This is a genomic window from Stenotrophomonas sp. YJH_SMC_4, assembly GCF_059371575.1.
This window is the reverse complement of the sequence record NZ_JCAFUR010000004.1, coordinates 22537-43437: the sequence shown is the minus strand read 5'-3', so window position 1 is coordinate 43437 and position 20901 is coordinate 22537. Positions and strand designations below refer to the sequence as shown.

19 protein-coding genes are annotated in these 20901 nt (G+C 68.2%); 9 read left to right on the top strand and 10 right to left on the bottom strand.

What is annotated here, in order from left to right; all coding sequences use genetic code 11:
• Positions 1–53: 53 nt before the first annotated feature.
• Positions 54–983: a LysR family transcriptional regulator gene (locus tag AC5P9F_RS08540; protein ID WP_043035217.1), complete on the bottom strand. Its 930-nt coding sequence runs from the start codon at positions 981–983 to the stop codon at positions 54–56.
• A 94-nt stretch (positions 984–1077) separates the two neighbouring features.
• Here AC5P9F_RS08540 and AC5P9F_RS08535 point away from each other — a divergent pair, with 94 nt between their 5' ends.
• The gene (locus AC5P9F_RS08535) at positions 1078–2268 is read left to right on the top strand and encodes an MFS transporter (RefSeq protein WP_164225421.1); all 1191 of its coding nucleotides are present in this window, start codon (positions 1078–1080) and stop codon (positions 2266–2268) included.
• A 42-nt stretch (positions 2269–2310) separates the two neighbouring features.
• On the opposite strand, the gene AC5P9F_RS08530 is transcribed toward AC5P9F_RS08535, so the two are convergent.
• Both AC5P9F_RS08530 and AC5P9F_RS08525 read right to left on the bottom strand, forming a co-directional pair.
• Entirely contained in the window at positions 2311–2964 is a 654-nt protein-coding gene (locus AC5P9F_RS08530; RefSeq protein ID WP_043035219.1) for a response regulator, read from the bottom strand.
• A complete protein-coding gene (locus tag AC5P9F_RS08525; protein ID WP_308678790.1) occupies positions 2957–5986 on the bottom strand; it encodes a sensor histidine kinase in 3030 nt (1009 codons plus the stop codon). Before AC5P9F_RS08525 ends, AC5P9F_RS08530 begins: the two co-directional genes overlap by 8 nt.
• A 96-nt stretch (positions 5987–6082) precedes the next feature.
• On the opposite strand from AC5P9F_RS08525, the gene AC5P9F_RS08520 reads away from it, so the two are divergent.
• The 7 genes from AC5P9F_RS08520 (at position 6083) to AC5P9F_RS08490 (ending at position 12859) form a co-directional block, all read left to right on the top strand.
• The gene (locus AC5P9F_RS08520; RefSeq protein ID WP_005413754.1) at positions 6083–6415 is read left to right on the top strand and encodes a hypothetical protein; all 333 of its coding nucleotides are present in this window, start codon (positions 6083–6085) and stop codon (positions 6413–6415) included.
• A gap of 50 nt (positions 6416–6465) precedes the next feature.
• The gene (locus tag AC5P9F_RS08515) at positions 6466–6909 is read left to right on the top strand and encodes a helix-turn-helix transcriptional regulator (protein ID WP_059034680.1); all 444 of its coding nucleotides are present in this window, start codon (positions 6466–6468) and stop codon (positions 6907–6909) included.
• Positions 6906–7562, top strand: a complete 657-nt coding sequence (locus AC5P9F_RS08510) for a hydrolase (RefSeq protein ID WP_012480558.1) — start codon at positions 6906–6908, stop codon at positions 7560–7562. Before AC5P9F_RS08515 ends, AC5P9F_RS08510 begins: the two co-directional genes overlap by 4 nt.
• A gap of 2 nt (positions 7563–7564) precedes the next feature.
• Positions 7565–7990 (top strand): DoxX family protein, encoded by a 426-nt coding sequence (locus tag AC5P9F_RS08505; RefSeq protein WP_005413752.1) that lies wholly within the window; start codon positions 7565–7567, stop codon positions 7988–7990.
• A 119-nt stretch (positions 7991–8109) separates the two neighbouring features.
• Complete coding sequence (locus AC5P9F_RS08500; RefSeq protein ID WP_171039736.1) at positions 8110–9957, top strand: amidohydrolase; 1848 nt, start codon at positions 8110–8112, stop codon at positions 9955–9957.
• Entirely contained in the window at positions 9936–11219 is a 1284-nt protein-coding gene (locus AC5P9F_RS08495; RefSeq protein WP_261728366.1) for an alginate export family protein, read from the top strand. The genes AC5P9F_RS08500 and AC5P9F_RS08495 overlap by 22 nt, the downstream gene beginning before the upstream one ends.
• Positions 11213–12859: an MFS transporter gene (locus tag AC5P9F_RS08490; RefSeq protein WP_044570429.1), complete on the top strand. Its 1647-nt coding sequence runs from the start codon at positions 11213–11215 to the stop codon at positions 12857–12859. Before AC5P9F_RS08495 ends, AC5P9F_RS08490 begins: the two co-directional genes overlap by 7 nt.
• 326 nt (positions 12860–13185) lie before the next feature.
• Here the strand turns inward: AC5P9F_RS08490 and AC5P9F_RS08485 are convergent, their stop codons facing one another.
• Positions 13186–14010, bottom strand: coding sequence for an alpha/beta fold hydrolase (locus AC5P9F_RS08485; RefSeq protein WP_005410005.1), 825 nt, complete (start codon positions 14008–14010; stop codon positions 13186–13188).
• 185 nt (positions 14011–14195) lie between these two features.
• Between AC5P9F_RS08485 and AC5P9F_RS08480 the strand changes: the two genes are divergently transcribed.
• Positions 14196–14591 carry a hypothetical protein gene (locus tag AC5P9F_RS08480; protein WP_024958102.1) on the top strand — a complete coding sequence of 132 codons (396 nt, stop codon included), beginning with the start codon at positions 14196–14198 and terminating at the stop codon, positions 14589–14591.
• Between the two features lie 69 nt (positions 14592–14660).
• Here AC5P9F_RS08480 and AC5P9F_RS08475 read toward each other — a convergent pair whose 3' ends face one another.
• The 6 genes from AC5P9F_RS08475 to AC5P9F_RS08450 all read right to left on the bottom strand — a co-directional run bounded on the left by AC5P9F_RS08475 (position 14661) and on the right by AC5P9F_RS08450 (position 20901).
• Entirely contained in the window at positions 14661–15374 is a 714-nt protein-coding gene (locus AC5P9F_RS08475) for a DUF2968 domain-containing protein (protein ID WP_495231935.1), read from the bottom strand.
• 99 nt (positions 15375–15473) lie between these two features.
• On the bottom strand, positions 15474–17627 hold the full coding sequence (locus AC5P9F_RS08470) for a TadG family pilus assembly protein (protein ID WP_164225424.1): 2154 nt from the start codon (positions 17625–17627) through the stop codon (positions 15474–15476).
• 8 nt (positions 17628–17635) lie between these two features.
• A complete protein-coding gene (locus AC5P9F_RS08465; protein WP_005410001.1) occupies positions 17636–18094 on the bottom strand; it encodes a DUF3613 domain-containing protein in 459 nt (152 codons plus the stop codon).
• Positions 18091–18981 (bottom strand): tetratricopeptide repeat protein, encoded by an 891-nt coding sequence (locus AC5P9F_RS08460; protein WP_005410000.1) that lies wholly within the window; start codon positions 18979–18981, stop codon positions 18091–18093. Before AC5P9F_RS08460 ends, AC5P9F_RS08465 begins: the two co-directional genes overlap by 4 nt.
• Complete coding sequence (locus AC5P9F_RS08455) at positions 18981–19916, bottom strand: type II secretion system F family protein (protein ID WP_100438613.1); 936 nt, start codon at positions 19914–19916, stop codon at positions 18981–18983. The genes AC5P9F_RS08460 and AC5P9F_RS08455 overlap by 1 nt, the downstream gene beginning before the upstream one ends.
• Positions 19917–19944: 28 nt before the next feature.
• On the bottom strand, positions 19945–20901 hold the full coding sequence (locus tag AC5P9F_RS08450) for a type II secretion system F family protein (RefSeq protein ID WP_043035231.1): 957 nt from the start codon (positions 20899–20901) through the stop codon (positions 19945–19947).

Sequence of the window (20901 nt, the reverse complement as noted above, 5' to 3'; positions counted from 1 at the left end):
ACCCATGGAGTTGGACGGCATCCACGCCATGCGTGGATGACACGGCCGTTGGCCTAACGCGGTGCCGGCCGCATGCCATGCAGCTGCGGCAGTGCGGCCTTCATCGCATCGATGAAGGCGCGCAGCCGCGGCGGCTGCTGGCGCGCAGCAGGAAACACGACATGCACCGGCAGTGCCGGCGCCTGCCAGTCCGGCAGCAGCTGCACCAGACGTCCTTGTGCGAGGTCGTCGGCCACCAGCCAGGCCGAGACCACCGCTGCGCCCAGCCCGGCGCGTGCAGCCTGCTGCACCACGAACAGGTTGTCGCTGAGCAGGCGTGGGCTGATCGACAGCGTATGCGCGCGGCCCTGTGCGTCATGCAGCAGCAGGCGTTCGCGGTAGTAGGTGACCAGTGAGATCCACGGCAGTGCCTGCGCTTGTTCTGGTGTGCTGATCGCGGTGGCCTGCACCAGCGACGGCGCTGCCACGACGATGCGCGGCACTTCGGCGAGCGGCAGTGCGACCATGCGCGGTTCGTCGACCGGACCCACCCGCACCGCGCAGTCGATGCCTTCGGCGATGAAATCCGGGCGACGATCTTCAAGGATCCACTCCAGGCTCAGCTGTGGGTGCTGGGCGAGGAACGCGAGCATGGTCGGCAGCAGCTGCGCCTGGCCGAAGGCGTGCGGCACCATTACCCGCAGGCGTCCGCGCAGCGTTTCCGGTTCGCCGTGCAGTTCGGCCTGCAGCGACTCCCATTCGTCGACCACGCGTTGCGCATGGCGCTGGCAGCGCAGGCCATCTTCGGTCAGCTGCAGGCCGTGGGTGGAGCGCTGCAGCAGGCGCAGGCCGAGCTGTCGCTCCAGTGCCTGCAGGCGGCGACTGACCGTCGGCTGGGTGGTGCCCAGCTGCACGGCAGCAGCAGACAGGCTGCCGGCATCGACGATGCGCAGGAAGGTGCGCAGCAGATCCAGGCGATCCGCGCCGGTGGCAAGGTCATTCATGCGTTTCACGTATGAAGTGTATGTGCAGGAGCCTACTACAGACGCCGGGCGAATACCGGCAGGATACGCCCACTTCCTCCTCCGGACTCCCCCAATGTCTACCCCTTCGCTATCCGTCGCCGCGCCCGCGACCGCACCCTCCACCCCGCTGGTGCTGGCAATGGCGGCTGGCGCCGGCTTCTCGGTCGCCTCGCTGTACTACAGCCAGCCGATGCTGGGCCTGATCGCCCAGGACCTCGGCGCAGGCGAGCGCGCCGCCGGCCTGGTGCCGACCTTGACCCAGCTTGGGTATGCGCTTGGCATTCTCCTGCTGGCGCCGTTGGGCGACCGCTTCGACCGCCGCACCCTGATCCTGTTGAAGTCCGCGTTGCTGGCACTGGCATTGGGCGCTGCAGCGATGGCCGGGCACCTGCCGGGCCTGCTGATGGCCAGCCTGCTGGTCGGGTTGATGGCCACGCTGGCACAGGACATCGTGCCCGCCGCTGCGGTGCTGGCGCCGGATGCACAACGCGGCCAGATCGTCGGCCGGGTGATGACCGGCCTGCTGCTCGGTATCCTGCTGTCGCGCGTGGTCAGTGGCGTGGTGGCTGAAGCATGGGGTTGGCGCACGCAGTTCGTACTGGCCGCGGTATCGGTGGCGGTGATGGGCGCGGTGATGGCGCGCGCGCTGCCGCGTTTCGCACCGACCAGCACGCTGCGCTATCCGGCGTTGCTGGGTTCGTTGCTGGCGTTGTGGCGCGAGCAGCCGCAGCTGCGCCGTGCGGTGGCCAGCCAGTCGTTGCTGGCAGTGGGCTTCAGCGCGTTCTGGTCGACGCTGGCGCTGATGCTGCATGCCCGCCTGGGGCTGGGCAGTGCGGCGGCGGGTGCGTTCGGTATCGCCGGCGCGGCCGGCGCATTGGCTGCGCCGTTTGCAGGACGTTTCGCCGATCGCCTGGGTTGCCGTGCGGTGGCGCGGCTGGCGATCGCAGTGGCGCTGGTGGGTTTCGGGCTGCTGCTGGCCGAAGCCTGGTTGCCGGCCGTTGCGCTGCTGCCGCTGCTGGTGGTAAGTGCGCTGCTGTTCGACTTCGGTTTCCAGTCGGCGCTGGTGGCGCACCAGACGCTGGTCTATGGCCTGGTGCCGCCGGCCCGCAGCCGCCTCAATGCGCTGCTGTTCACGGGCATGTTCATCGGCATGGCCGCCGGTGGTGCGCTGGGCAGCCTGGCGCTGGCGCAGTGGGGGTGGCACGGCGTGGCCTGGCTGGCAGTGGTGTGTGCGGGCGGCAGCCTGCTCCTGCGCTTGAAGTAAGGGGGGCGTTCGGCAGGGCTTGCAGCCCTGCCGAACAACCCCCTAATCGTGACCGCTGTCGTCCAGGCTGATGATGCCGCGCCGCAGCGCCTGGGTCACCGCGTGCGTGCGATCGCCCACGCCCAGCTTGTCCATCAGGCTCTTCATGTGCGCCTTCACCGTCTGCTCTGAAATCTGCATGCGCTCGCCGATGCGCTTGTTCGACAGGCCACCGGCCACGTGCCGCAGCACTTCGGTCTCGCGCGGCGACAACCGGTCTTCCACCACATGCGCGGCGATGCTCGCCGCCACCGCTGGTGGAATCGGCGCGCGCCGGCCGCCCGCAACCATGCGGATCGTGTCGACCAGCTCGTGGCGCAGCATGTCCTTCAGCAGGTAGGCGCTGGCGCCGGCCTGCAACGCCCGCACCGCACGTACGTCACCGCGGTAGGTGGTCAGCACGATGATGCGCGCGCGCGGGTCCGTCGCGCGGATCCGCACGATGGCTTCCACACCATCCAGGCGGGGCATCTGCAGGTCCATCAGCACCACGTCCGGCTGCAGCTGCTGGTAGCGTGCGATGGCTTCCTCGCCGTCGGCGGCTTCACCGAGCAGGCGCAGATCGGGTTGTGCGCCCAGCAGGGCGGCCAGGCCGTCACGCAGCAGCGGGTGGTCGTCGACCACCAGTACGCCGATCGGGGCAGGGGTTTCAGTCATGGCTCGTTCTACTCCAGGGCCAGCGCCAACGTGATGGGCGGCGGTGATACAGGCGCCGGGCGGGAACTGCCAGCGCGACTTCGGTCCCCAGCCCGGGGCGGGTCCACAGCTGCAGTTCCGCGCCAAGGCGCTGCGCGCGCTCGCGCATGCCCTGCAGGCCCCAATGGCCATGGCCGGCATTTTCGTCGGCGATGCCCACGCCATCATCGCGCACGTGTAGAAGGAAGCACCGCGTGCCGTAGGACAGCTCCACTTCGATGGCGCTGGCATTGGCATGGCGCAGCGCATTGCGGATCGCCTCGCGTCCGATCAGGAACACTTCCTCGGCGGCATCAGCCTGCAGCGGTGGGTGGGGGCCTTCCACGGTCAGGCGCAGCGGATTGGTGCCGTGCCCGGCATACTCGGCGTGCACATCGGCCAGTGCCGAAGCGAGGTCGCGACCCGCGAACGGCCCCTCGCGCAGCGCATTGACCCGCTCGCGGCCCTCGGCCAGGTTGCGCTCGGCCAGCTGCATCGCCGACTCCAGCTGGCTGCGCACCGGCTCGGGGGTCTGGGGTGACTGGCTGATCGCATGCAGGCGCAGGATAAGGCCCTGGCTGCCCTGCAGCAGGGTGTCGTGCAGGTCGCGCGCGATGCGTTCGCGTTCGCCATTGCGTTCCTGCAGGCGCGCACGGAACAGCGCGGCCAGCTGCCCGCTGCGGATGCGTACTGCCAGCACCAGTAGTGCGAGCACGGCGGCGGTGCACAGCAGTTTGAACCACACGGTCTGGATGAAGGTAGGCGCGATGCGGAAGCTGCGGCTGGCCGGTGCGGTGCTCCAGATGCCGTCCTCATTGGCGGCTTCCACCTCGAACCGGTAGTTGCCTGGCGCGAGGTTGGTGTAATACGCGCGGGTGCTGCTGCCCGCGTCCTGCCAGCTATCGTCAACGCCGGACAGGCGATAGCGGTAGCGGTTGCGTTCCGGGCGTGCCAGCGACAGCGCCACGTAGTCGATCTGCAGCTGGCTGGTGCCGGCCGGCAGGCGCAGGCCGTCCCGCAGTGGTTGCCGTTCGCTGCCATGCAGCACGTCGCCGATGCGCACGCTGGGAGCCATCGCATTGACGTGCGACCGGGTGGTGTCCAGCCAGGCCAGGCCCTGGTTGGTGGCCAGCCATAGCAGGCCGTCGTCGGCCAGCACGGCGGTGGGGATCGGTCCGCTCTGCAGGGCGATGCCCGGCATGCCATCCACCGCATCGAACAGGCGTGGCGTCACCGGCTGCCCGGTACGCAGCGCCCGCCGCAACTGATCGCTCCCCAACCGGACCAGGCCACGACTGCCATTGAGCCACAGGTGACCGTGCGCATCGGCAACCATGCCGGTGATGCCCTCCAGCACGCCGGCCATGTCGGTGCTGACCGGCATGAAGCGGCCATTGCCGAGGCGGGCGGCCAGCCCGGCCTCACCGGCCACCAGCAACAGGTCCTGGTGGTGCAGCAGCGCGGTGACCGGCCCGACCAACAGCCCGTGGTTGGCATCGAAGGTTTCGATGCGGGTCGCGCCCATGCTGCGCAGCCGGCCGTCGGCATAGCCGAGCAGCAGCTGGCCATTGGCATCCAGCGCCAGTGATGAGCAGGCCTGTTCGGGCAGGCGCGTTTCGCGCTGCCACTGGCCGTGCAGATAGTGCAGCACGCCACGTTCACCGGTGCAGACCCAGGCCTGGTCGTCATCGGCGAACAGCAGGGCATGCAGCGGTTGCCCGGTGAAGGGCTCGGGCAGCGGAATCAGCGTGGTGTGGCCGGCCACCGTGCGTGCCAGGTTGACCCAGTCGAACTGCCAGATCGGCGTGGGCGCCCGGCGCGCGGCCGCCTGCAGTTGTGCGGCGCTGCCTTCCAGCAGTGGCCGGCGCAGGTCGTACGGCTTGAGGTCCTCGCCGTAGCCGTACACACGCCCATCGCTGGCCCGCACCAGCGAGCGATAGGGATCACTGGGGCCGACCGCCAGCGTGTGCACGCTGCGCACGCGGAAGCGGTTGAGGCCCAGATTGGTGCCGACCCAGAGATTGCCTTCGCGGTCGGCGATGATCGGCACGGCCGAGGTGGCGGTCAGCCCGTGCGGCGAATCGAAACGCTCCATGCGCACGGCGCGGCTGCCGTCGAACGTGACCCGGGCCACACCGCCATGCGGGCTCATCGTGGCCCATAACGCGCCGTCGGCAGTGAACTGCAGGCGCGCGGCGACCAGGTCCGGCAGGCGTCGCGCTTCGCGTTCGCTGTCCGGCAGCAGGCCCTGCGCATTGGCCAGCGGCGAGGTGCCGCGCACACGGTCGGCCAGCCAGACTTCGCCCTGCGGGCTCTCGGTCAGCGTCGCCATCTGGGATACAGCAACGCCGGTGTCCTCGAAACGCGGTTGGCCTGCAGGACGCATCCAGATCCTGAGGTTGGCCAGTACCCAGAAGGTGCCACGGCTGTCGTGCAGCACCCATTGCACGCGGTGTTCCGGAACGCCCGTGTCTGCGGGCAGCGGCTGCCAGCGCTGGCCATCGAACTCGCGCAGCCCTCCATTGATGGCTGCCCACATGCGGCCGTCGCGGTCCTGGCTGAAGTGCGGTACCACGCCAACCGGCACGCCCTGGCCGCGGCCGTAGTTGTACAGGTGGCCGCGCGCGAACTGGCTGATGCCTGCCTGGAAGTAGCCGATCCACAGTGCGCCATCGGCGCTGTGTTCCAACGTGACCATGTTGGTGGACGGGTAGCGGGTGCCAGCCGGTGGCGCCTGCCGTTCGAAGCGACGTCCGTCGAATCGGTACAGGCCCGAACCGGTAGCCAACCACAACAGGCCGTCACGGTCCTGGCTGATGTCCCAGATGTCACCGGGTGCACCCTGGCCGACCCGCCAGGCAGTGTGCTCGTAGCCGGGCAACCCGCTGCTCACGGCCGGCCGCTGCACGGCGAGGGCGGGCAGGGCGGTCCACAGCAGCAGGCACGCCAGCAGCGCCGGCAGGCGACGCAGGAACGGGAAGGGGCGGCCACGCATGGCGCGCATTCTCGCAGGTGCGGGGCAGCCGCGGGTGACCCGAACGGGGTAGGCGCCTGGTGCCGTGGTCGGCTATCACGCCGGCATGTCCTGTGGAGTCCGGCCATGCAGCGCCTGTTCGTGATGTTCCCCGACCGCGGGCCGGGCATCGGCCTGCTGTGGCTGCGGCTGTGCGTGGCCGCTGCATTGTGCACGCCGGGCACGCACGCGGGCTGGCTGTCGGCGCTATGCCTGCTGGCGGTGGCGATGCTTGCACTGGGCGTATTGACGCCGCTGGCGGTAGTGCCGGCAACACTGGGCCTGTATGCACAGGCACTGCCGTGGCCACTGGTGGTGTTGCCGCTGGCCTTGCTGGCGCTGGGCCCTGGCGCTTATTCACTGGATGCGCGGTTGTTCGGGCGCCGCCTGCTCGGCCGTCGGCCTCCCCCATTCGGGTAGGTGCTGGCCTCGACCGACGGGGGTAGGGCATCACGCAGGGGTCACGCACCATGGGGCATCCCTTCGCGGCGTCCCGCATGGCCACCATCCTTCCGCCTGATCCGCCCGCCGCTTCACTGGCGCCGCAGCAGGTCGCTGCATTGCAGCGTGCATTGCGCTATGTCGATGAACACCTGTCACAGCCGCTGCGGGTCACCGAACTGGCGGCCGTCGCCTGCGTCAGTCGCTTCCATCTGGTGCGCCTGTTCCGCAGCGGTACCGGCGCCAGCCCGCTGCGTTATGTACGCCGTCGCCGTATCGAACGTGCGCGCGAGCTGTTGTCGGCCCAGCACCTGCCGATGTCCTGCCTGGCGCAGCAGCTCGGCTTCTTCGACCAGAGCCATTTCGTCCGCAGCTTCCGCGCCGAGACCGGCTGCAGCCCCGGCCAGTACCTGGCCGGCGATGCAGCCCTGTTGCTTCCCCCTGATCGTGTTTCCAACGGAGTCCACCCATGAGCCTTGCCACCGCCACGCCCGCCCCGGCCCTGTTGTCGCCCACCGACCATGCCCTGGTGCTGATCGACTTCCAGTCACAGATGGCATTCGCTACCCATACCATCGACATCTCCGCGCTGCGCAACAACGTGTCGTTGATCAGCAAGGGGGCCAAGGGCTTCAATGTGCCGGTGGTGCTGACCACGGTTGCAGAAGCGTCGTTCTCCGGCCCGATGTTCCCGGAACTGCCGCAGATCTTCCCAGGCCAGCCGGTGTTCGACCGCACCTCGATGAATACCTGGGAAGACCGGGCGGTGATCGACGAGATCAACCGCATCGGCAAGCGCCGCCTGGTGCTTGCCGGCCTCTGGACCAGCGTCTGCATCGTCGGGCCGGCGCTGTCGGCGCTGGCGCAGGGTTTCGAGGTCTACGTGATCACCGATGCCTGCGGCGATGTCAGCGAAGAAGCGCACGAGCGTGCGATCACCCGCATGGTGCAGGCCGGCGCGGTGCCGATGACCAGCGTGCAGTACCTGCTCGAACTGCAGCGCGACTGGGCACGCGGTGAAACCTACGACCTGACCACCGGCATTGCCCGCGACCATGCCGGCGGCTACGGCATCGGCATCCAGTACGCCAAGCGCATGTTCGGCGCGCAGGAAGGCGGGCACTGAGCATGCTGGCTGGCCATGGCCTCGACCTGGCCCTGCTGATGCTGCGCTTGGCGGCAGGAGGCTTCCTGCTGCCGCACGCACTGGGCAAGCTGTTCGGCTGGTTCGGTGGACCGGGGCTGTCCGGCTTCGCTACCGAGCTGCGCAGCTTCGGGCTGCCAGCGGTGGCACCGTTGCCGCTGTTGCTGGCCCTGCTGCAGGTGCTGTCCGGGCTGGCCGTGCTGCTGGGATGGCAGACCCGCATCGCCGCGCTTGCAGCGGCCGCCTTCATCGGTTTCACCGTCCTGTTGGCCCTGCCCAGGGGCTGGTTCTGGATGCGCGGTGGCAGTGAGTACCCGTTGATGTGGACCACGGTACTGCTGGCCATCGCGTTGGCCGGGCCCGGCACCTGGGCACTGGACGTCCATCGCCTTCCGGGAGACCTCGCATGAGTCACGATCCCCTCGATCACGGCCGCCGCAACGTGCTGCTGGCCAGCGGCGCCGCTGTTGCGCTCGGTCTGGCCGGCCGTGCCGGTGCCGAACTCGATTCCACTTCCAAGGAGCGTCGCATGAGCACGCTGGTCATCCGCAATGCCCGCATCACCACCCTCGACCCGCAGCAGCCGCATGCGCAGGCGCTGGCCGTGCAGGAAGGACGCATTGTTGCCGTCGGCAGCGACGAGGAGATCATGCGTGGCTGGGGCAATGAAGCGACCTTGATCGACGCTCAGGGCCGGCGCCTGCTGCCCGGCCTCAACGACAGCCACACCCACCTGATCCGCGGTGGCCTGAACTACAACCTGGAACTGCGCTGGGACGGCCTGCGCTCGCTGGGCGACGCCCTGGACATGCTGAAGGCCCAGGTCGACCGCACGCCCGCGCCGCAGTGGGTACGCGTGGTCGGTGGCTTCACTGCCGCGCAGTTCAACGAGAAGCGCTTGCCGACCCTGCAGGAGCTCAACGACATCGCGCCGGATACACCGGTGTTCCTGCTGCACCTGTATGACCGCGCACTCCTCAACCGTGCCGCGCTGCGCGCCTGCGGCTACACCAAGGACACGCCGGATCCGCCGGGCGGGCAGATCGTGCGTGACTCGCTGGGCAACCCGACCGGGCTGCTGCTGGCCAAGCCGAATGCGTTGATCCTGTACGCGACGCTGGCCAAGGGACCGCGCCTGCCGATCGAGTACCAGGCGAACTCGACACGCCACTTCATGCGCGAACTGAACCGGCTTGGCATCACCTCGGTGATCGACGCCGGCGGTGGCTTCCAGAACTATCCCGAGGATTACCAGGTCATCGAGCAGCTGCACCGCGATGACCAGCTGACGGTGCGCATTGCCTACAACCTGTTCACCCAGAACAAGGGCAGGGAAGTGGATGACTTCCGTGGCTGGAGCGAGATCCTGCAGCCGCGCCAGGGCGATGACCTGCTGCGCCACAACGGTGCCGGCGAGATGCTGGTGTTCTCCGCCGCCGACTTCGAACTGTTCAACGAGCCCCGCCCGGAACTGCCGCCGGAGCTTGAGCCGGAACTGCACGACGTGGTGAAGCTGCTGGTCGAGAAGCGCTGGCCGTTCCGCATCCACGCCACCTACGACGAGAGCATCACCCGCATCCTGGATGTGTACGAACAGGTCAACCGCGAGGTGCCGTTCGATGGCCTGCACTGGTTCATCGACCACGCCGAGACCATCACCCCGCGCAACATCGAACGCATCCGTGCGCTGGGTGGCGGCATTGCCGTGCAGCACCGCATGGCCTACCAGGGCGAAGCCTTCGTCGAGCGCTATGGCGTGCAGGCCGCGCGGCACACGCCGCCGGTCAAGCGCATGCTGGCCGAAGGCGTGCCGGTCGGTGCCGGTACCGACGCCACCCGCGTGGCCAGTTACAACCCGTGGGTGGCGTTGTCCTGGCTGGTGACCGGGCGCACCGTGGGCGGTCTGGCCCTGTATGGCGATGAGAACCTGCTCGAACGCGAGCAGGCGCTGCGCCTGTGGACCCAGGGCAGCGCCTGGTTCTCCGGCGACGAAGCGGTGAAGGGCACGCTGAAAGCCGGTCAGCTGGCTGATTTCATCCTGCTCTCGGCCGACTTCTTCCGCGTCGACGACGCGCAGATCGCCGACATCACCAGCGTGCTGACCGTGGTCGGCGGACGCATCGTGCATGCAGATGCCGACTATGCAGGGCTGGCGCCGCAGCTGCCGCCGGCGATGCCGGACTGGTCGCCGGTCAACCGGTTCGGTGGCTACCACGTCGGCGGTGCGGCCACCGGGTTGGCCACCACCCATCGCCGCCATCACGGCGTGGCCTGCAGTACCCACGGTGCGCACGGGCATGCCGCGCAGCACGCGGCGCCGACCAATGACCTGACCGCGTTCTGGGGCGCGATGGGATGCTCGTGCTTCGCGTTCTGAGCCTGGCGCTGCTGGCCGTGCCATCGCTGGCGCTGGCCTGCGAGGGTGGCCACTGCACTGACGCCGGTGACGGCCAATTGCAGTGGGATGCCTCACTGCGCGTGCGTGGCCTGTACTACGACCCGACCCGGTTCGGTATTGGTGGCAGCGAAGATGGCCATGGCCTGCTGCGTGCGCTGGCCTCGGCCACCTATGTGGAGGACCGCTGGCAGGCAAAGCTGCAGCTGGGCGTGCATGCTGAGAATGGCAGGGCCGGCGGACCCGGCCGCACCGACCGCAGCGCGTTGGACGTGCAGCAGGCGTATTGGCGCTGGCAGCGCGGCGGCTTCCACCTGCAACTCGGTCGGCAGGAAGCCGGCTACGGAAGCTCACGACTGTTGTCGGTGCGCGATGGGCCGAACATCCGCCTGGCCTTCGATGGTGCGCGCCTGGGCTGGAAGGGCCGCCTCGGCACGCTTGATCTGATGGCACTGCGACCGGTGGAGAACCGGCCGGGTGCCTTTGATGATCGCGGGGAGCACGGTGCCCACCTGTGGGGTGCCTATGCCACCACGGCACGCGGGCAGGGCGCGGGGCAGTGGGATCTGTATCTGCTGGACTACCGCCGCGAAGGCACACGCTTCGCGGCGGGTTCCGGCATCGAGCGGCGGCAGACCTTGGGTGCGCGCTGGTTCGGCCAGGCCGGTGCACTGGACTGGAACAGCGAGCTGGTGGCGCAGGGCGGTGAACTGCGAACGGCCGTCGGCACGCTCGATATCCGCGCCTGGACGCTGGCCACCGATACAGGGTGGCGCTGGGCGGAGCTGCCGCTGCAGCCGCGTCTGGGGCTGAAGGCCGACATCGCCAGTGGCGATGGCAATCCGCGTGACGGCCGCCTGGGGACCTTCAATGCGCTGTTCCCGAAATCTGCCTACTTCAGCGAGGCCAGCCTGCTGGCCCCGGCCAATCTGATGGACGTGCAGCCGACCCTGACCCTGCGCCTGCACGACGCGGTGACGACGGAGCTGGGCGTACAGATGGCCTGGAAGCATCGTCGCGCCGATGCGGTCTACACCACGCCGGCGCCGTTGGTGGCGTTGCCAGGCAGTGCCGGTGCTGCGCGCCGCATCGGTAATCAATACAAATCCGAAACCCGCTGGCAGGCCAGCGAACACTGGCAATGGCAGCTGCAGCTGGCCTGGGTCGATGCCGGTCCTGCGCTGAAGCAGGCCGGTGGCCAGGACACGCTGTTCGCCTCGATCGTTGGAGCATGGCAATGGTGAACGCAAGCGCGTCGCAACCCCCCGTACAGGCCGCAGGTGCCTGGTCCCCGCTGAAGATCCAGATGTTCCGTTCGATCTGGCTGGCGATCCTGGCCAGCAACATCGGCACCTGGGTCAACGACGTGGCCGCCGCCTGGGTGATGGCCGAACGCACCGGTTCGCCGCTGATGGTGGCGCTGGTGCAGTCGGCCACAACGGTACCGATCGTGCTGTTGGCACTCGCCGCCGGAACGCTGGCCGACATCGTCGATCGCCGCAGGTACCTGTTGGCGACCCAGGGCTGGATGCTGCTGGTCGCGGCCGTGATGGCGGCGCTGACTGCGATGGACATGCTGACTCCGCAGCTGCTGGTACTGCTGACCTTCTGCATGGGTTGCGGTGCAGCGATGGCAATGCCGGCGCAGGCCGCGATCGTGTCCGAGCTGGTGCCGCAGCCGATGCTGGCCTCGGCGGTGGCGCTGAACTCGATCGGCATCAACATCGCCCGCTCGATCGGCCCGGCCATTGGTGGCGTGATCGTGGCGCAGCTGGGTGCGGTGTGGGCGTTCGGCTTCAATGCCATCACCTTTGCCGCGATGCTGTTCGTGGTGTGGGGCTGGAAGCGTGATCCCAAGCAATCCAGCCTGCCACCGGAGGGCTTTGGTGCAGGGCTGAAGGCGGGCCTGCGCTATGCCAGCCGCGCTGGACGCCTGCAGGCCGTGCTGATCAAGTCGGTGGGCTTCTTCTTCTTTGCTGCGGCGATGAATGCACTGCTGCCGGTGGTGGTACGCGGCCAGATGCAGGGTGGGGCGGGGCAGTACGGCATGCTGCTGGGCTGCATCGGTATCGGTGCCGTAGGTGGTGCCTTGCTGCTGCCGAAGCTGCGCGCGCAGTTGGATCGCGACCTGCTGGTGCTGCTGGCCACGCTGTCGCTGGCGCTCAGCCTGGTCGGGCTGGCGCTGACCCGCAGCTGGTACGTGCTTCCGGCTGTGATGCTGGTCAATGGCTTCGCCTGGATCACCGTACTGTCGTCGCTGCAGATCGCCGCGCAGACGGCGGTGCCGGCATGGGTACGTGCGCGTGCGCTGGCGCTGTACATCATGGTGTTCTCGGCCGGCATGGCGGCCGGTGGCCTGAGCTGGGGCGCGCTGGCACAGCGCACCTCGCCGGAGCTGGCGTTGCTGGTGGCTGCCGCAGGTGCGGTGATCGGCGGACTGCTGGTGTGGCGCGTGCGGATTGCTGGCACCGAGGATCTGAACCTGCGTCCGGCCGGGCATTGGCCCGCACCCGAGCTGTCGGTGCCGGTGTCGAACGATCGCGGCCCGGTGCTGGTCACCATCGAGTACCGCATCGACGGTGCTGATCGTGCCGCGTTCCAGTCGCAGATGCGCGCGCTGGGCACGATCCGCCGCCGCGATGGCGCGGTGGTCTGGGGCGTGGTCGAGGACGTGGCCAGTCCAGGCATCCACCTGGAGTATTTCGTGACCCCGTCGTGGCTGGAGCACCTGCGCCAGCACGAACGCATCACCGCTGATGACAAGGCCATCCAGGAAGTGTTGCGGGAGCTGCATCGCGGTGAGCGTGCCCCCGTGGTGCGTCACTTCGTGGGTGGGCATGACCCGCTGCCTGCCGCCGTGCCGCATCACCACACCGACATCTGACCCGCCGGTGGTAGAGCCGGCCGCTGGCCGGCTGTGCGTGATCACGATGGGTGATCGGGGTTGCCGGCCAGCGGCCGGCACTACCGAAGCAGAGGCGGTTGACCCGCCGGTGGTAGAGCCGGCCGCTGGCCGGCTGTGCGTGATCACGATGGTGATCGGGTTGCCGGCCAGCGGCCGGCACTACCGAAGCAGAGGCGGTTGACCCGCCGGTGGTAGAGCCGGCCGCTGGCCGGCTGTGTGTGATCACGATGGGTGATCGGGGTTGCCGGCCAGCGGCCGGCACTACCGAAGGGGCGGCGGCACCGGTGCAGCGCCGCCGCGGTACATCAGCTGCGCGCGAACGCGAGCAGGTCGGCGTTGAACTGGTCGGCGTGGGTGACGGTCAGGCCATGCGGCGCACCGGCGTACACCTTCAGCTCGGCATCCTTGATGATCTGCGAGGACAGCTTCGCCGAGGCATCGAACGGGACGATCTGGTCGTCATCGCCGTGCACCACCAGCGCCGGCACGTCGATCTTCTTCAGGTCCTCGGTGTAGTCCACTTCCGAGAATTCGTGCACGCAGTCGTACTGGCCCTTGACGCCGCCGAGCATGCCCTGCAGCCAGAACGAATCACGCATGCCCTGGGTAACGGTATTGCCATCGCGGTTGGCACCGAAGAACGGTGTGGTCAGGTCCTTGAAGAACTGCGAGCGGTCACCGCCCGTGCCCTTGCGGATGCCGTCGAAGACGTCCAGCGGGGTACCGGCGGGATTGGCGTCGGTTTTCAGCATCAGCGGCGGCACGGCGCCGACCAGCACCACTTTTGACACGCGCTTGCTGCCGTGGCGGCCGATGTAGTGGGCCACTTCGCCGCCGCCGGTGGAATGACCGACCAGGATCGCGTCCTTCAGGTCCAGCGCCTCGATCACCGCGGCCAGGTCATCGGCGTAGGTGTCCATGTTGTTGCCATCCCAGGTCTGGCTCGAACGGCCGTGGCTGCGACGGTCGTGGGCGATCACGCGGAAGCCGTTCTGGCCCATGAACAGCATCTGCGGGTCCCAGGCATCGGACGACAGCGGCCAGCCGTGGGCGAACACGACCGGCTGGCCGGTGCCCCAATCCTTGTAGAAGATGCGGGCGCCATCGGCGACGGTGACGTAATTGCTCATTGCGGGTTCCTTGGCGGAAGGGAGGGAAGGCACTGGCAGCGGTGCCGGTGCCTTCGGCAGTACATCGCAGTGCACATCGGACGGCTTGCACGGCTGTGCTGGATTGCCCGGGCTGTGACGCGTATCGCTCTGGCATGAAGCGGCCACCGCACAGACGATGGCGGCAGCTGGTCGAGGAGCCCGCGATGCCGAGAATGCGATGCAGCCCACTGTTGTGCCTGATGCTGGTCACGGCGGTTCATGCGCAGACCAACGTGTACAAATGCGTGGACGGGCCACATCCGGTCTATCAGCAGACACCCTGCCAGGGGCATGCGGAATGGCGCTGGGAGGTGCCCGAGGAGCAGTCGCTGTCACGCGGACCGGTGCCAAAGCCGGCCGGCGCGGGCAGCGCGGTGCCGGCGCGACCGCGCACCGTGCGCTCGGGGCGGCCGCAGGCCGCGCTGATACCCATCAGCACGGACCCCAGGGCCTGTGAGCGCGCACGACAGCGCCGCGGGGAGGTGCTGGCCAAGGCCAAGCGCCTGGACTTCGTACAGCGTCGGCAGCTCGATGACGCGGTGTACGACGCGTGCCGCTGAATCCGGTAATGATGGAAACGACAACGGCGCCCAAGGGCGCCGTCGTGCGGGACTACTGTGCGCTGGCCTTCAGCGCCCGTCGCTGGCGGCAGCCGGTGCCGGCGAGGGCACGCCTTCCGGCTTGGGCAGGCTCAGTTCCGGGTTGCCCTGTTCGGCCTGCAGGATCTGGATGCGGCGCTGCAGGGCACCCAGCTGGCTGTTGGTGCTCTGCACGTCGGTGCTGAGGCTGACTGCCTGCTGCTGCGCCTGCTGCAGGGCCGCGCTGACCTGGGCCGACTGCGCCTGCTGCTGTTCCATTTCCTGCTGCAGGGTGCGCAGGCGCTCCTCGTTGTAGGCCACCAGGCGCTCGGTGTAGCGCTTGCCGGCTTCCAGGCGGGTCGTATCGATGTAGACCTGCGCCAGCTGTTCCGATTGCTGGGCAAAGGTGCGGTAGACGCGCTCGGCGTTGTCGACCGCATCGGTCTTGATCACCCGCCAGAAGTTCTTCTCCTGGAACAGGGCGACGTAATAGGTCAGGGTGTTGGCGTTGAACAGCAGGCTGGCGCCATAGTTGCCGTTGTAGGTCGTGCGCAGCTCGGTCAGCTGGCGCGAATCCATCAGCTGCTTGAGCTCGTCAACGGTGTTGCGCACCACCGGCGCGCTGCGTGCGGCCGGCTCTGCGGCTGCTTCGCGGTCGCCACGGGCAGCCATTGCCGCGGGTGCCACCAGCATCATGGCCACGGCCAGCAGTGCCGCGCCGCGCGCGTGCCGGGCGAAGACCGCGCCCCCTGAAGTTTCTCGCATGTCTAGACCATCCACGGATGAGTGTGGGTTGAGATGAAGGTGGTTCCCCGCCGGGAGTCTAGCATGGGCGCAGGCGCCGCCAAGGGCGCCCGTCACGGGTCAGTAGACCAGCTGCGCCGCGCTGCACTGGATCGACTGCACGTTGACGTCGGTGCGGCCGAGTTCCAGGCCCAGCACGCTCGCCAGCAGGTTGGTCAGCAGGGTGCCGACGCTGTTGAGCACCGGCCGCAGGGCGGTCAGGATCGGCTTGAGCAGCGTGCACAGCAGGCCGCTGCAGCTCACGCTGCCATCCGGATTGGTGACGCCGGTTCCACCGGTACCATCGAGGAAGCCGGCCGGCGCGGTCTGGATGTACGAGGCCAGGTTGTTGCGTACACACCCGTTGTAGTCGATCAGGTTGCCCAGCAGGCTGTCGCAGCGGTTGATCAGCAGGCCGCCCACCAGCGATCCCAGCAGCCCATCGAGCACGCCCAGTCCCTGGCCGGTGACGGTCACCTTGAACGCGTCCCAGACCGGACCGTCCTTGTGGCAGGTGGCCAGGTTCAGCAGGCCGCAGGCGTAGGGCAGGCCTCCGGGTACGGTCCAGCTGTTGAGCGGGGCCAGTTGCCGGCTTGCGTCGCCATCGCGCAGCAGTGGAATCAACTTGTCCACCTCATAGCGGGTGTTCGGCGGGAAGGCCGCCTGCAGGTAGCGGTCGGCCAGTGCCTTGGCAGTGTCGTTGGCGCTCATGCCCTGCTTGGGTGAGCTGAGCATGCCTGACAGCACGCGCAGCAGTTCATTGACCAGGTCAGACACCGCGTTCCCTACTGCCAGCGGGTTGATCCGGGTCGAGGCGGTCTCGCCGGCGGCCAGGGTCAGGTTCTGGGAGCTGGTCAGGGCGGGCAGGGTGATCCTGTCATTGATCAAGGGTTGTCCGAGCAGTTTCAGCAACTGCTCGTTCTTCAGGGTGGCGTCGCAGACATTGCTCCTGGAAAAGCGTTGCGCCGGGTCGACATTACCGACGCAGGCGCGCAGCACCGACGAATCGACCTGGATGGTGGCCTTGGGTGGACTGGCGCCGCACTGGATACCGGTCAGCGTGCCCATCGCGTTGGCGACATCGACATGCAGTGGCAGGTGCAGGCGCGTGCCGAGCAGGTTCAGCAACGGGCCCACCGCGAACAGGTTGTTGCTGTCCACGTCCACCATCAGCCGCACCTGCGCGTTGTACGCGCGTGTGCCGACGCCACCGATGGCGATCGAGGGCGGTTCCACCACGCCGGCCTGGATGTTGATGCCCAGCAGGTCCAGTCCCTTCACCGCAACGCCATTGCCGTCGTTGGCGATGGAGATGGCGGTACTGATCAGGTTGAGCACGTTGACCTTCGTTTCCAGCGCGCTGCCGACCGTGCCATCGGGCGAGACCACTTCGGCGAACAGACCGCCGCCACCGGACTGGCTGCCCAGCACGATGTTGAGCTTGTTGATGTCCAGCTGGGTGGCGACCAGATCGGACAGTGCACGCAGCTGTACGCCCACGGTGCTGTCGCGGCCGACCACGGTGGCGGTGGCATCGACCAGCTGTGCCAGCGAGACCTTGTTGACCGACAGCAGCCGGTTGAAGTCAGCCACGCTGAGGTTGGCGCTGACCGGGATGTTCAACGCCTTGAGCAGGCCCGACGGCGTGACGTTGGCCTGGGCGAGGCCGTCATAGGAGAGCACGGTGGCGTTGGTCACATCCAGGCCGACCAGGCGCAGGGTCGACAACAGTACCGAGTCGCCATTGGTGCGCAGCAGCTGCGAACCGACCGCGAATACTGCAGTGGGCTCCGAACGGCGGGCTACGGCCTCCACGCTGACGGTGGGCAGGCCGGTGTTCTGGCCGAAGAACGGCAGCACGCTGCGCTGCGCGACCACCTGCACGGCATTGCGCGGGTTGCTGGCATCGACGGTGGTGACGAAGCGGTTCGACGTGCTGCGTGTGGCGCTCCAGTTGCCGCAGCGGATCTGCACGGTGCCTGCAAACCTGTTCTGGGTGACCGCGCTCTGCCGCGCTGCACTGTTGTCGCTGTTGTCAGACGTGCACAGCTCCAGCCGTTGTGCACCGGCCAGTGCAGCGAGGTCCGCGACTTTCTGTGCGTCACGCTTGGCCCAGAACAGATAGCCGATCTCTACCAGGCCCAGCATGGCGAGCAGCGCCAGCATGACCAGCATCATGGTGACCGACATGCCGCCGCGTGGGCGGCCGAAACTGAACTGGCGTGGGCGTTTCATGGCCTACCTCAGCGTCCCGATGAGGATGATCCCTTGGACTTGGCGACATCGGTTTCAAAGAAGTCCGGGATCTCGTGTTCGAAGCTCTTCATGTAGCGGGCGTAACTCAACGTAGCCTGGTCGCCGAGGATCGGCAGGCGTTGCCCGGCCTGCTGCCCTGATGCCTGCAGGCGGAACAGGTCGCGCGTGGTGTCGCCGATCTGGCTGCGGCCGGGTCGCGCGGCTGCAGCGGTGCCGTCGGTGATGGCGACCGCTGCAGGCGCCGCCTGCGGCACCGGTGCCGGCGGGGTCGCCAGGTCCACGGTGGCCAGTGACTCGGACTGCAGCGGCTGCGAAGCCGGCGCAGCGGGCGTGCTGCCGCCAAGCATCTGCCCGGTCAGGGGTTGCTGCTGCGCCTGCGCGCCGCCGGTCAACAGCAGGCAGGCCAGTGCAGGCAACAGGTGTCGGGTCAGGGGCATGGCGCTCATGGAGTGTTTCCGTTCGGCTGATCGGAGGTGCTGAAGCGTTCCAGCATCGAGGGCGGCAGGCGCTGCGGATCGCGCTCATCGCGGCTGTCGCGGCGTGGTTCCGCCGCCAGTCGCGTGGCGCCGGGCCGGTTGCTGCCGGCATCGCTGGCGGTAGCACGCGCAGGGGCCGGCACGACTGCGGCAGCTGCCGCGGCGGCCTGGCGCTGCTGCAGGCGGGCACGGATCTGCGCGGCCTGTTGCTGGATGCTGCGGCGGGTGTCCTCGTTGAGATTGGCCTGTCCGGCGAGGCGCTCTGCCGTGGTGGTGTCGCCACGCAGCACCGCCCACAGGGCGAGGTTGGCGGTGGCCTTGGGATTGCCTGGAGACAGCTCCAGCGCCTTGGCCAACGGTTCACGCGCCTGTTCGAACTGACCTGCACGCAGACGTGCATAGCCGAGATCGCCCAGGTAATCGGTGTTCAATGGCTGCAGCTGCGTGGCTCGGGCCAGTGCCTCCTCGCTGCCGCCATCATCGTCACGGCGCGCGGCGATCAGGCCCAGGCCGTGTGCGGCGGCAGCGGCCTGCGGGCCACTGGAGAGCTCGTGGTACAGGGCGATGGCAGCGTCGGCCTGGCCGGTCTCGCGCAGGGCGTCGGCCTGCAGCAGGCGCAACGCCGGCGGGTCGCCATAGCGCTGGCGGAAGGCATCGACGTGGGCCAGCGAGGCATACCAGGCACCCTGCTGCTGCATGCGCCCGATCAGTTCCAGGTAGGCATTGCGGCTGTCCTGCGGCGCCGGTTCGGGCGCGGCCAGGCTGGGCGCGCGCAGGTACTTCGGCGTTGTCGACGCACAACCACTGGCGACGGCGGCAAGGGCGAGCAACAGGCAGGAGGTGCGCAGGGCAGGCATCAGGGCGATCCCATCTTGGACATGGTGGTGGCCAGCGCGACCAGCGCCGGTCCGGCAAGAACCAGCATCAGCGCTGGCAGCAGGGTCAGCATCATCACCACGGTCATCTTCACCGAGAGTTTGCCAACCTTTTCCTTCAGGGTGTTGCGGCGCTGTTCGCGCAACCGGGTGCTGAACTGCCGCAGTGGTTCCTGCACTGCGCCGCCATGCGCGTGCACCTGCAGGATCAACTGCATCAGGCTGGTCAGGTCATCATCCGCGTAGACCTCGCTCAGCCGGCGCAGGGACTGCGCGCGCGTGCGGCCATGGGTGTACGCGACGTTGGCCTCCTGCAACTCGCCGCCAAGCACCGGCAACGCGTCGCGCAGCTTGTCGCCCAGCGTCTGCAGGCTCTGGTCCATGCTGAAGCCCACGCCCTGCAGCAGGCGCAGCAGGTCGATCAGCAGGGGCAGCTCGTTGTCGACGGCGCGCCGGCGCCGCTTCACCCAAGAAGAGAGGATGAACTTCGGCAGCAGCAGGCCTGCCGCGAGCGCACCGATCACAACCATCATCCTGGCCAGCCCCTGGGCGCTGCTGAACGCCAGGGCCAGCACCAGCACCAGCACGCCCAGCAGCAGGCGAAGGCCAAGATAGATGGCGGTGCCACGACGTGTGTTCCAGCCCGCCAGGTCCAGCAGCAGCCGGTCTTCATTGGCCAGCAATGCAGATTCCAGGCGGCCGCCACTGAGCGCGCGCCCGAAGCGTTCCAGCCAACCCAGCGAATCACGGCGCGCGGCCTCCGTGTCGCGCGCCTCATCCCGCGGTTGCAGTGCGGTCTTCAAGGTGGCCGAAGTGCGCTGTTCGCGATGGCTGCGTACCCATCCGGCGATGCCCAGCAGGGCAACACCGGCGGCCAGAACCAGCAGCGACAGGGCAAACCAGGTGCTGGCACTCATCGGGCACCTCCGTGGCGGATCCGGGTGGTCATAGCGACTTGGCCAGGCGGTAGAGCAGGAAAGCGCCAAACAGCTCCAGCCCCAGCGCGATCAACAGGATCTTGTGACCGAGCGGATCGTGCAGCACCGGCTGGAAGAATTCGGGGCTCGATATGGCCATCAGCACCGCGCTGGCCGGAGGCAGCAGGCCGAGCACCCAGGCTGACATGCGCGTTTCCGACGTGGTCGCGGCCAGCTCCTGCTGGGCCTGCTCCAGGTCGCGCATGAAATCGCCCATGCGCTGCAGGATCTGATCGGAGCGTCCGCCGATGCGTACGCTGACACCGATCACGACGGACAGCACCTTGAGCACATCCATCCGGTAGGGCTGTGCCGCCAGGCTCAGGGCACGGTCCAGGTCCATGCCGCTGCGCGCGTAGCGCACGGTGGTATCCAGCAGTCCGCGCAGCGGCGCGCTGGTCTGCATCGATGCCACCTGGAAGGCAGCCTGCAGGCTGTTGCCGAGCGCGGTCAGCCGCACCAGGTTGTCGAGGAAGTCGGGCAGCTGGTGCAGCAGCTGTGCACGCAGTTTCGTGGTGCGGCGCATGACCCACAGCCAGCAGGCCAGCAGGTACAGCAGCAGGGTCAGGGGGAACATCCACGCCGTACCGAGCCTGAGCATGGCCACGACCGAAAGCACCAGTCCCGGCACCAGCATCATGATGGGCAGCTTCCAACCCGTCTGCAGGCCCGCACGTTGCAGCAGGCCGTCCAGCGGCAACACCCGGCGCCCGGCACTTGCCGGTCGCGCCGGGTCGTTGGCGGCGGCTACGGATGCCCCGGCCGGGGCTCCGCCACTGGCGCCTCCGCGAGCCAGCTGCTGCTCGGCGTGCTGCAGCGAAGCCTGGCGTTGCTCCCGGTTGCTGGCGGTGCCCCACAGCCATACCGCAAGCGCCAGCAGCACCGAGATGATGCTCAGTACACCCAGCAGCAGGCCCGTGCCCAT

Excerpts from the sequence above, each read along its gene's own strand:
- AC5P9F_RS08480 (WP_024958102.1), top strand. The coding sequence starts at position 14,196 with ATGCCGAGAATGCGATGCAGCCCACTGTTGTGCCTGATGCTGGTCACG.
- AC5P9F_RS08485 (WP_005410005.1), bottom strand. The coding sequence starts at position 14,010 with ATGAGCAATTACGTCACCGTCGCCGATGGCGCCCGCATCTTCTACAAG.
- AC5P9F_RS08450 (WP_043035231.1), bottom strand. The coding sequence starts at position 20,901 with ATGGGCACGGGCCTGCTGCTGGGTGTACTGAGCATCATCTCGGTGCTG.
- AC5P9F_RS08495 (WP_261728366.1), top strand. The coding sequence starts at position 9,936 with ATGCTCGTGCTTCGCGTTCTGAGCCTGGCGCTGCTGGCCGTGCCATCG.
- AC5P9F_RS08455 (WP_100438613.1), bottom strand. The coding sequence starts at position 19,916 with ATGAGTGCCAGCACCTGGTTTGCCCTGTCGCTGCTGGTTCTGGCCGCC.
- AC5P9F_RS08535 (WP_164225421.1), top strand. The coding sequence starts at position 1,078 with ATGTCTACCCCTTCGCTATCCGTCGCCGCGCCCGCGACCGCACCCTCC.
- AC5P9F_RS08540 (WP_043035217.1), bottom strand. The coding sequence starts at position 983 with ATGAATGACCTTGCCACCGGCGCGGATCGCCTGGATCTGCTGCGCACC.
- AC5P9F_RS08465 (WP_005410001.1), bottom strand. The coding sequence starts at position 18,094 with ATGAGCGCCATGCCCCTGACCCGACACCTGTTGCCTGCACTGGCCTGC.
- AC5P9F_RS08500 (WP_171039736.1), top strand. The coding sequence starts at position 8,110 with ATGAGCACGCTGGTCATCCGCAATGCCCGCATCACCACCCTCGACCCG.
- AC5P9F_RS08520 (WP_005413754.1), top strand. The coding sequence starts at position 6,083 with ATGCAGCGCCTGTTCGTGATGTTCCCCGACCGCGGGCCGGGCATCGGC.
- AC5P9F_RS08490 (WP_044570429.1), top strand. The coding sequence starts at position 11,213 with ATGGTGAACGCAAGCGCGTCGCAACCCCCCGTACAGGCCGCAGGTGCC.
- AC5P9F_RS08530 (WP_043035219.1), bottom strand. The coding sequence starts at position 2,964 with ATGACTGAAACCCCTGCCCCGATCGGCGTACTGGTGGTCGACGACCAC.
- AC5P9F_RS08470 (WP_164225424.1), bottom strand. The coding sequence starts at position 17,627 with ATGAAACGCCCACGCCAGTTCAGTTTCGGCCGCCCACGCGGCGGCATG.
- AC5P9F_RS08525 (WP_308678790.1), bottom strand. The coding sequence starts at position 5,986 with ATGCGCGCCATGCGTGGCCGCCCCTTCCCGTTCCTGCGTCGCCTGCCG.
- AC5P9F_RS08460 (WP_005410000.1), bottom strand. The coding sequence starts at position 18,981 with ATGCCTGCCCTGCGCACCTCCTGCCTGTTGCTCGCCCTTGCCGCCGTC.
- AC5P9F_RS08515 (WP_059034680.1), top strand. The coding sequence starts at position 6,466 with ATGGGGCATCCCTTCGCGGCGTCCCGCATGGCCACCATCCTTCCGCCT.
- AC5P9F_RS08510 (WP_012480558.1), top strand. The coding sequence starts at position 6,906 with ATGAGCCTTGCCACCGCCACGCCCGCCCCGGCCCTGTTGTCGCCCACC.
- AC5P9F_RS08475 (WP_495231935.1), bottom strand. The coding sequence starts at position 15,374 with ATGCGAGAAACTTCAGGGGGCGCGGTCTTCGCCCGGCACGCGCGCGGC.
- AC5P9F_RS08505 (WP_005413752.1), top strand. The coding sequence starts at position 7,565 with ATGCTGGCTGGCCATGGCCTCGACCTGGCCCTGCTGATGCTGCGCTTG.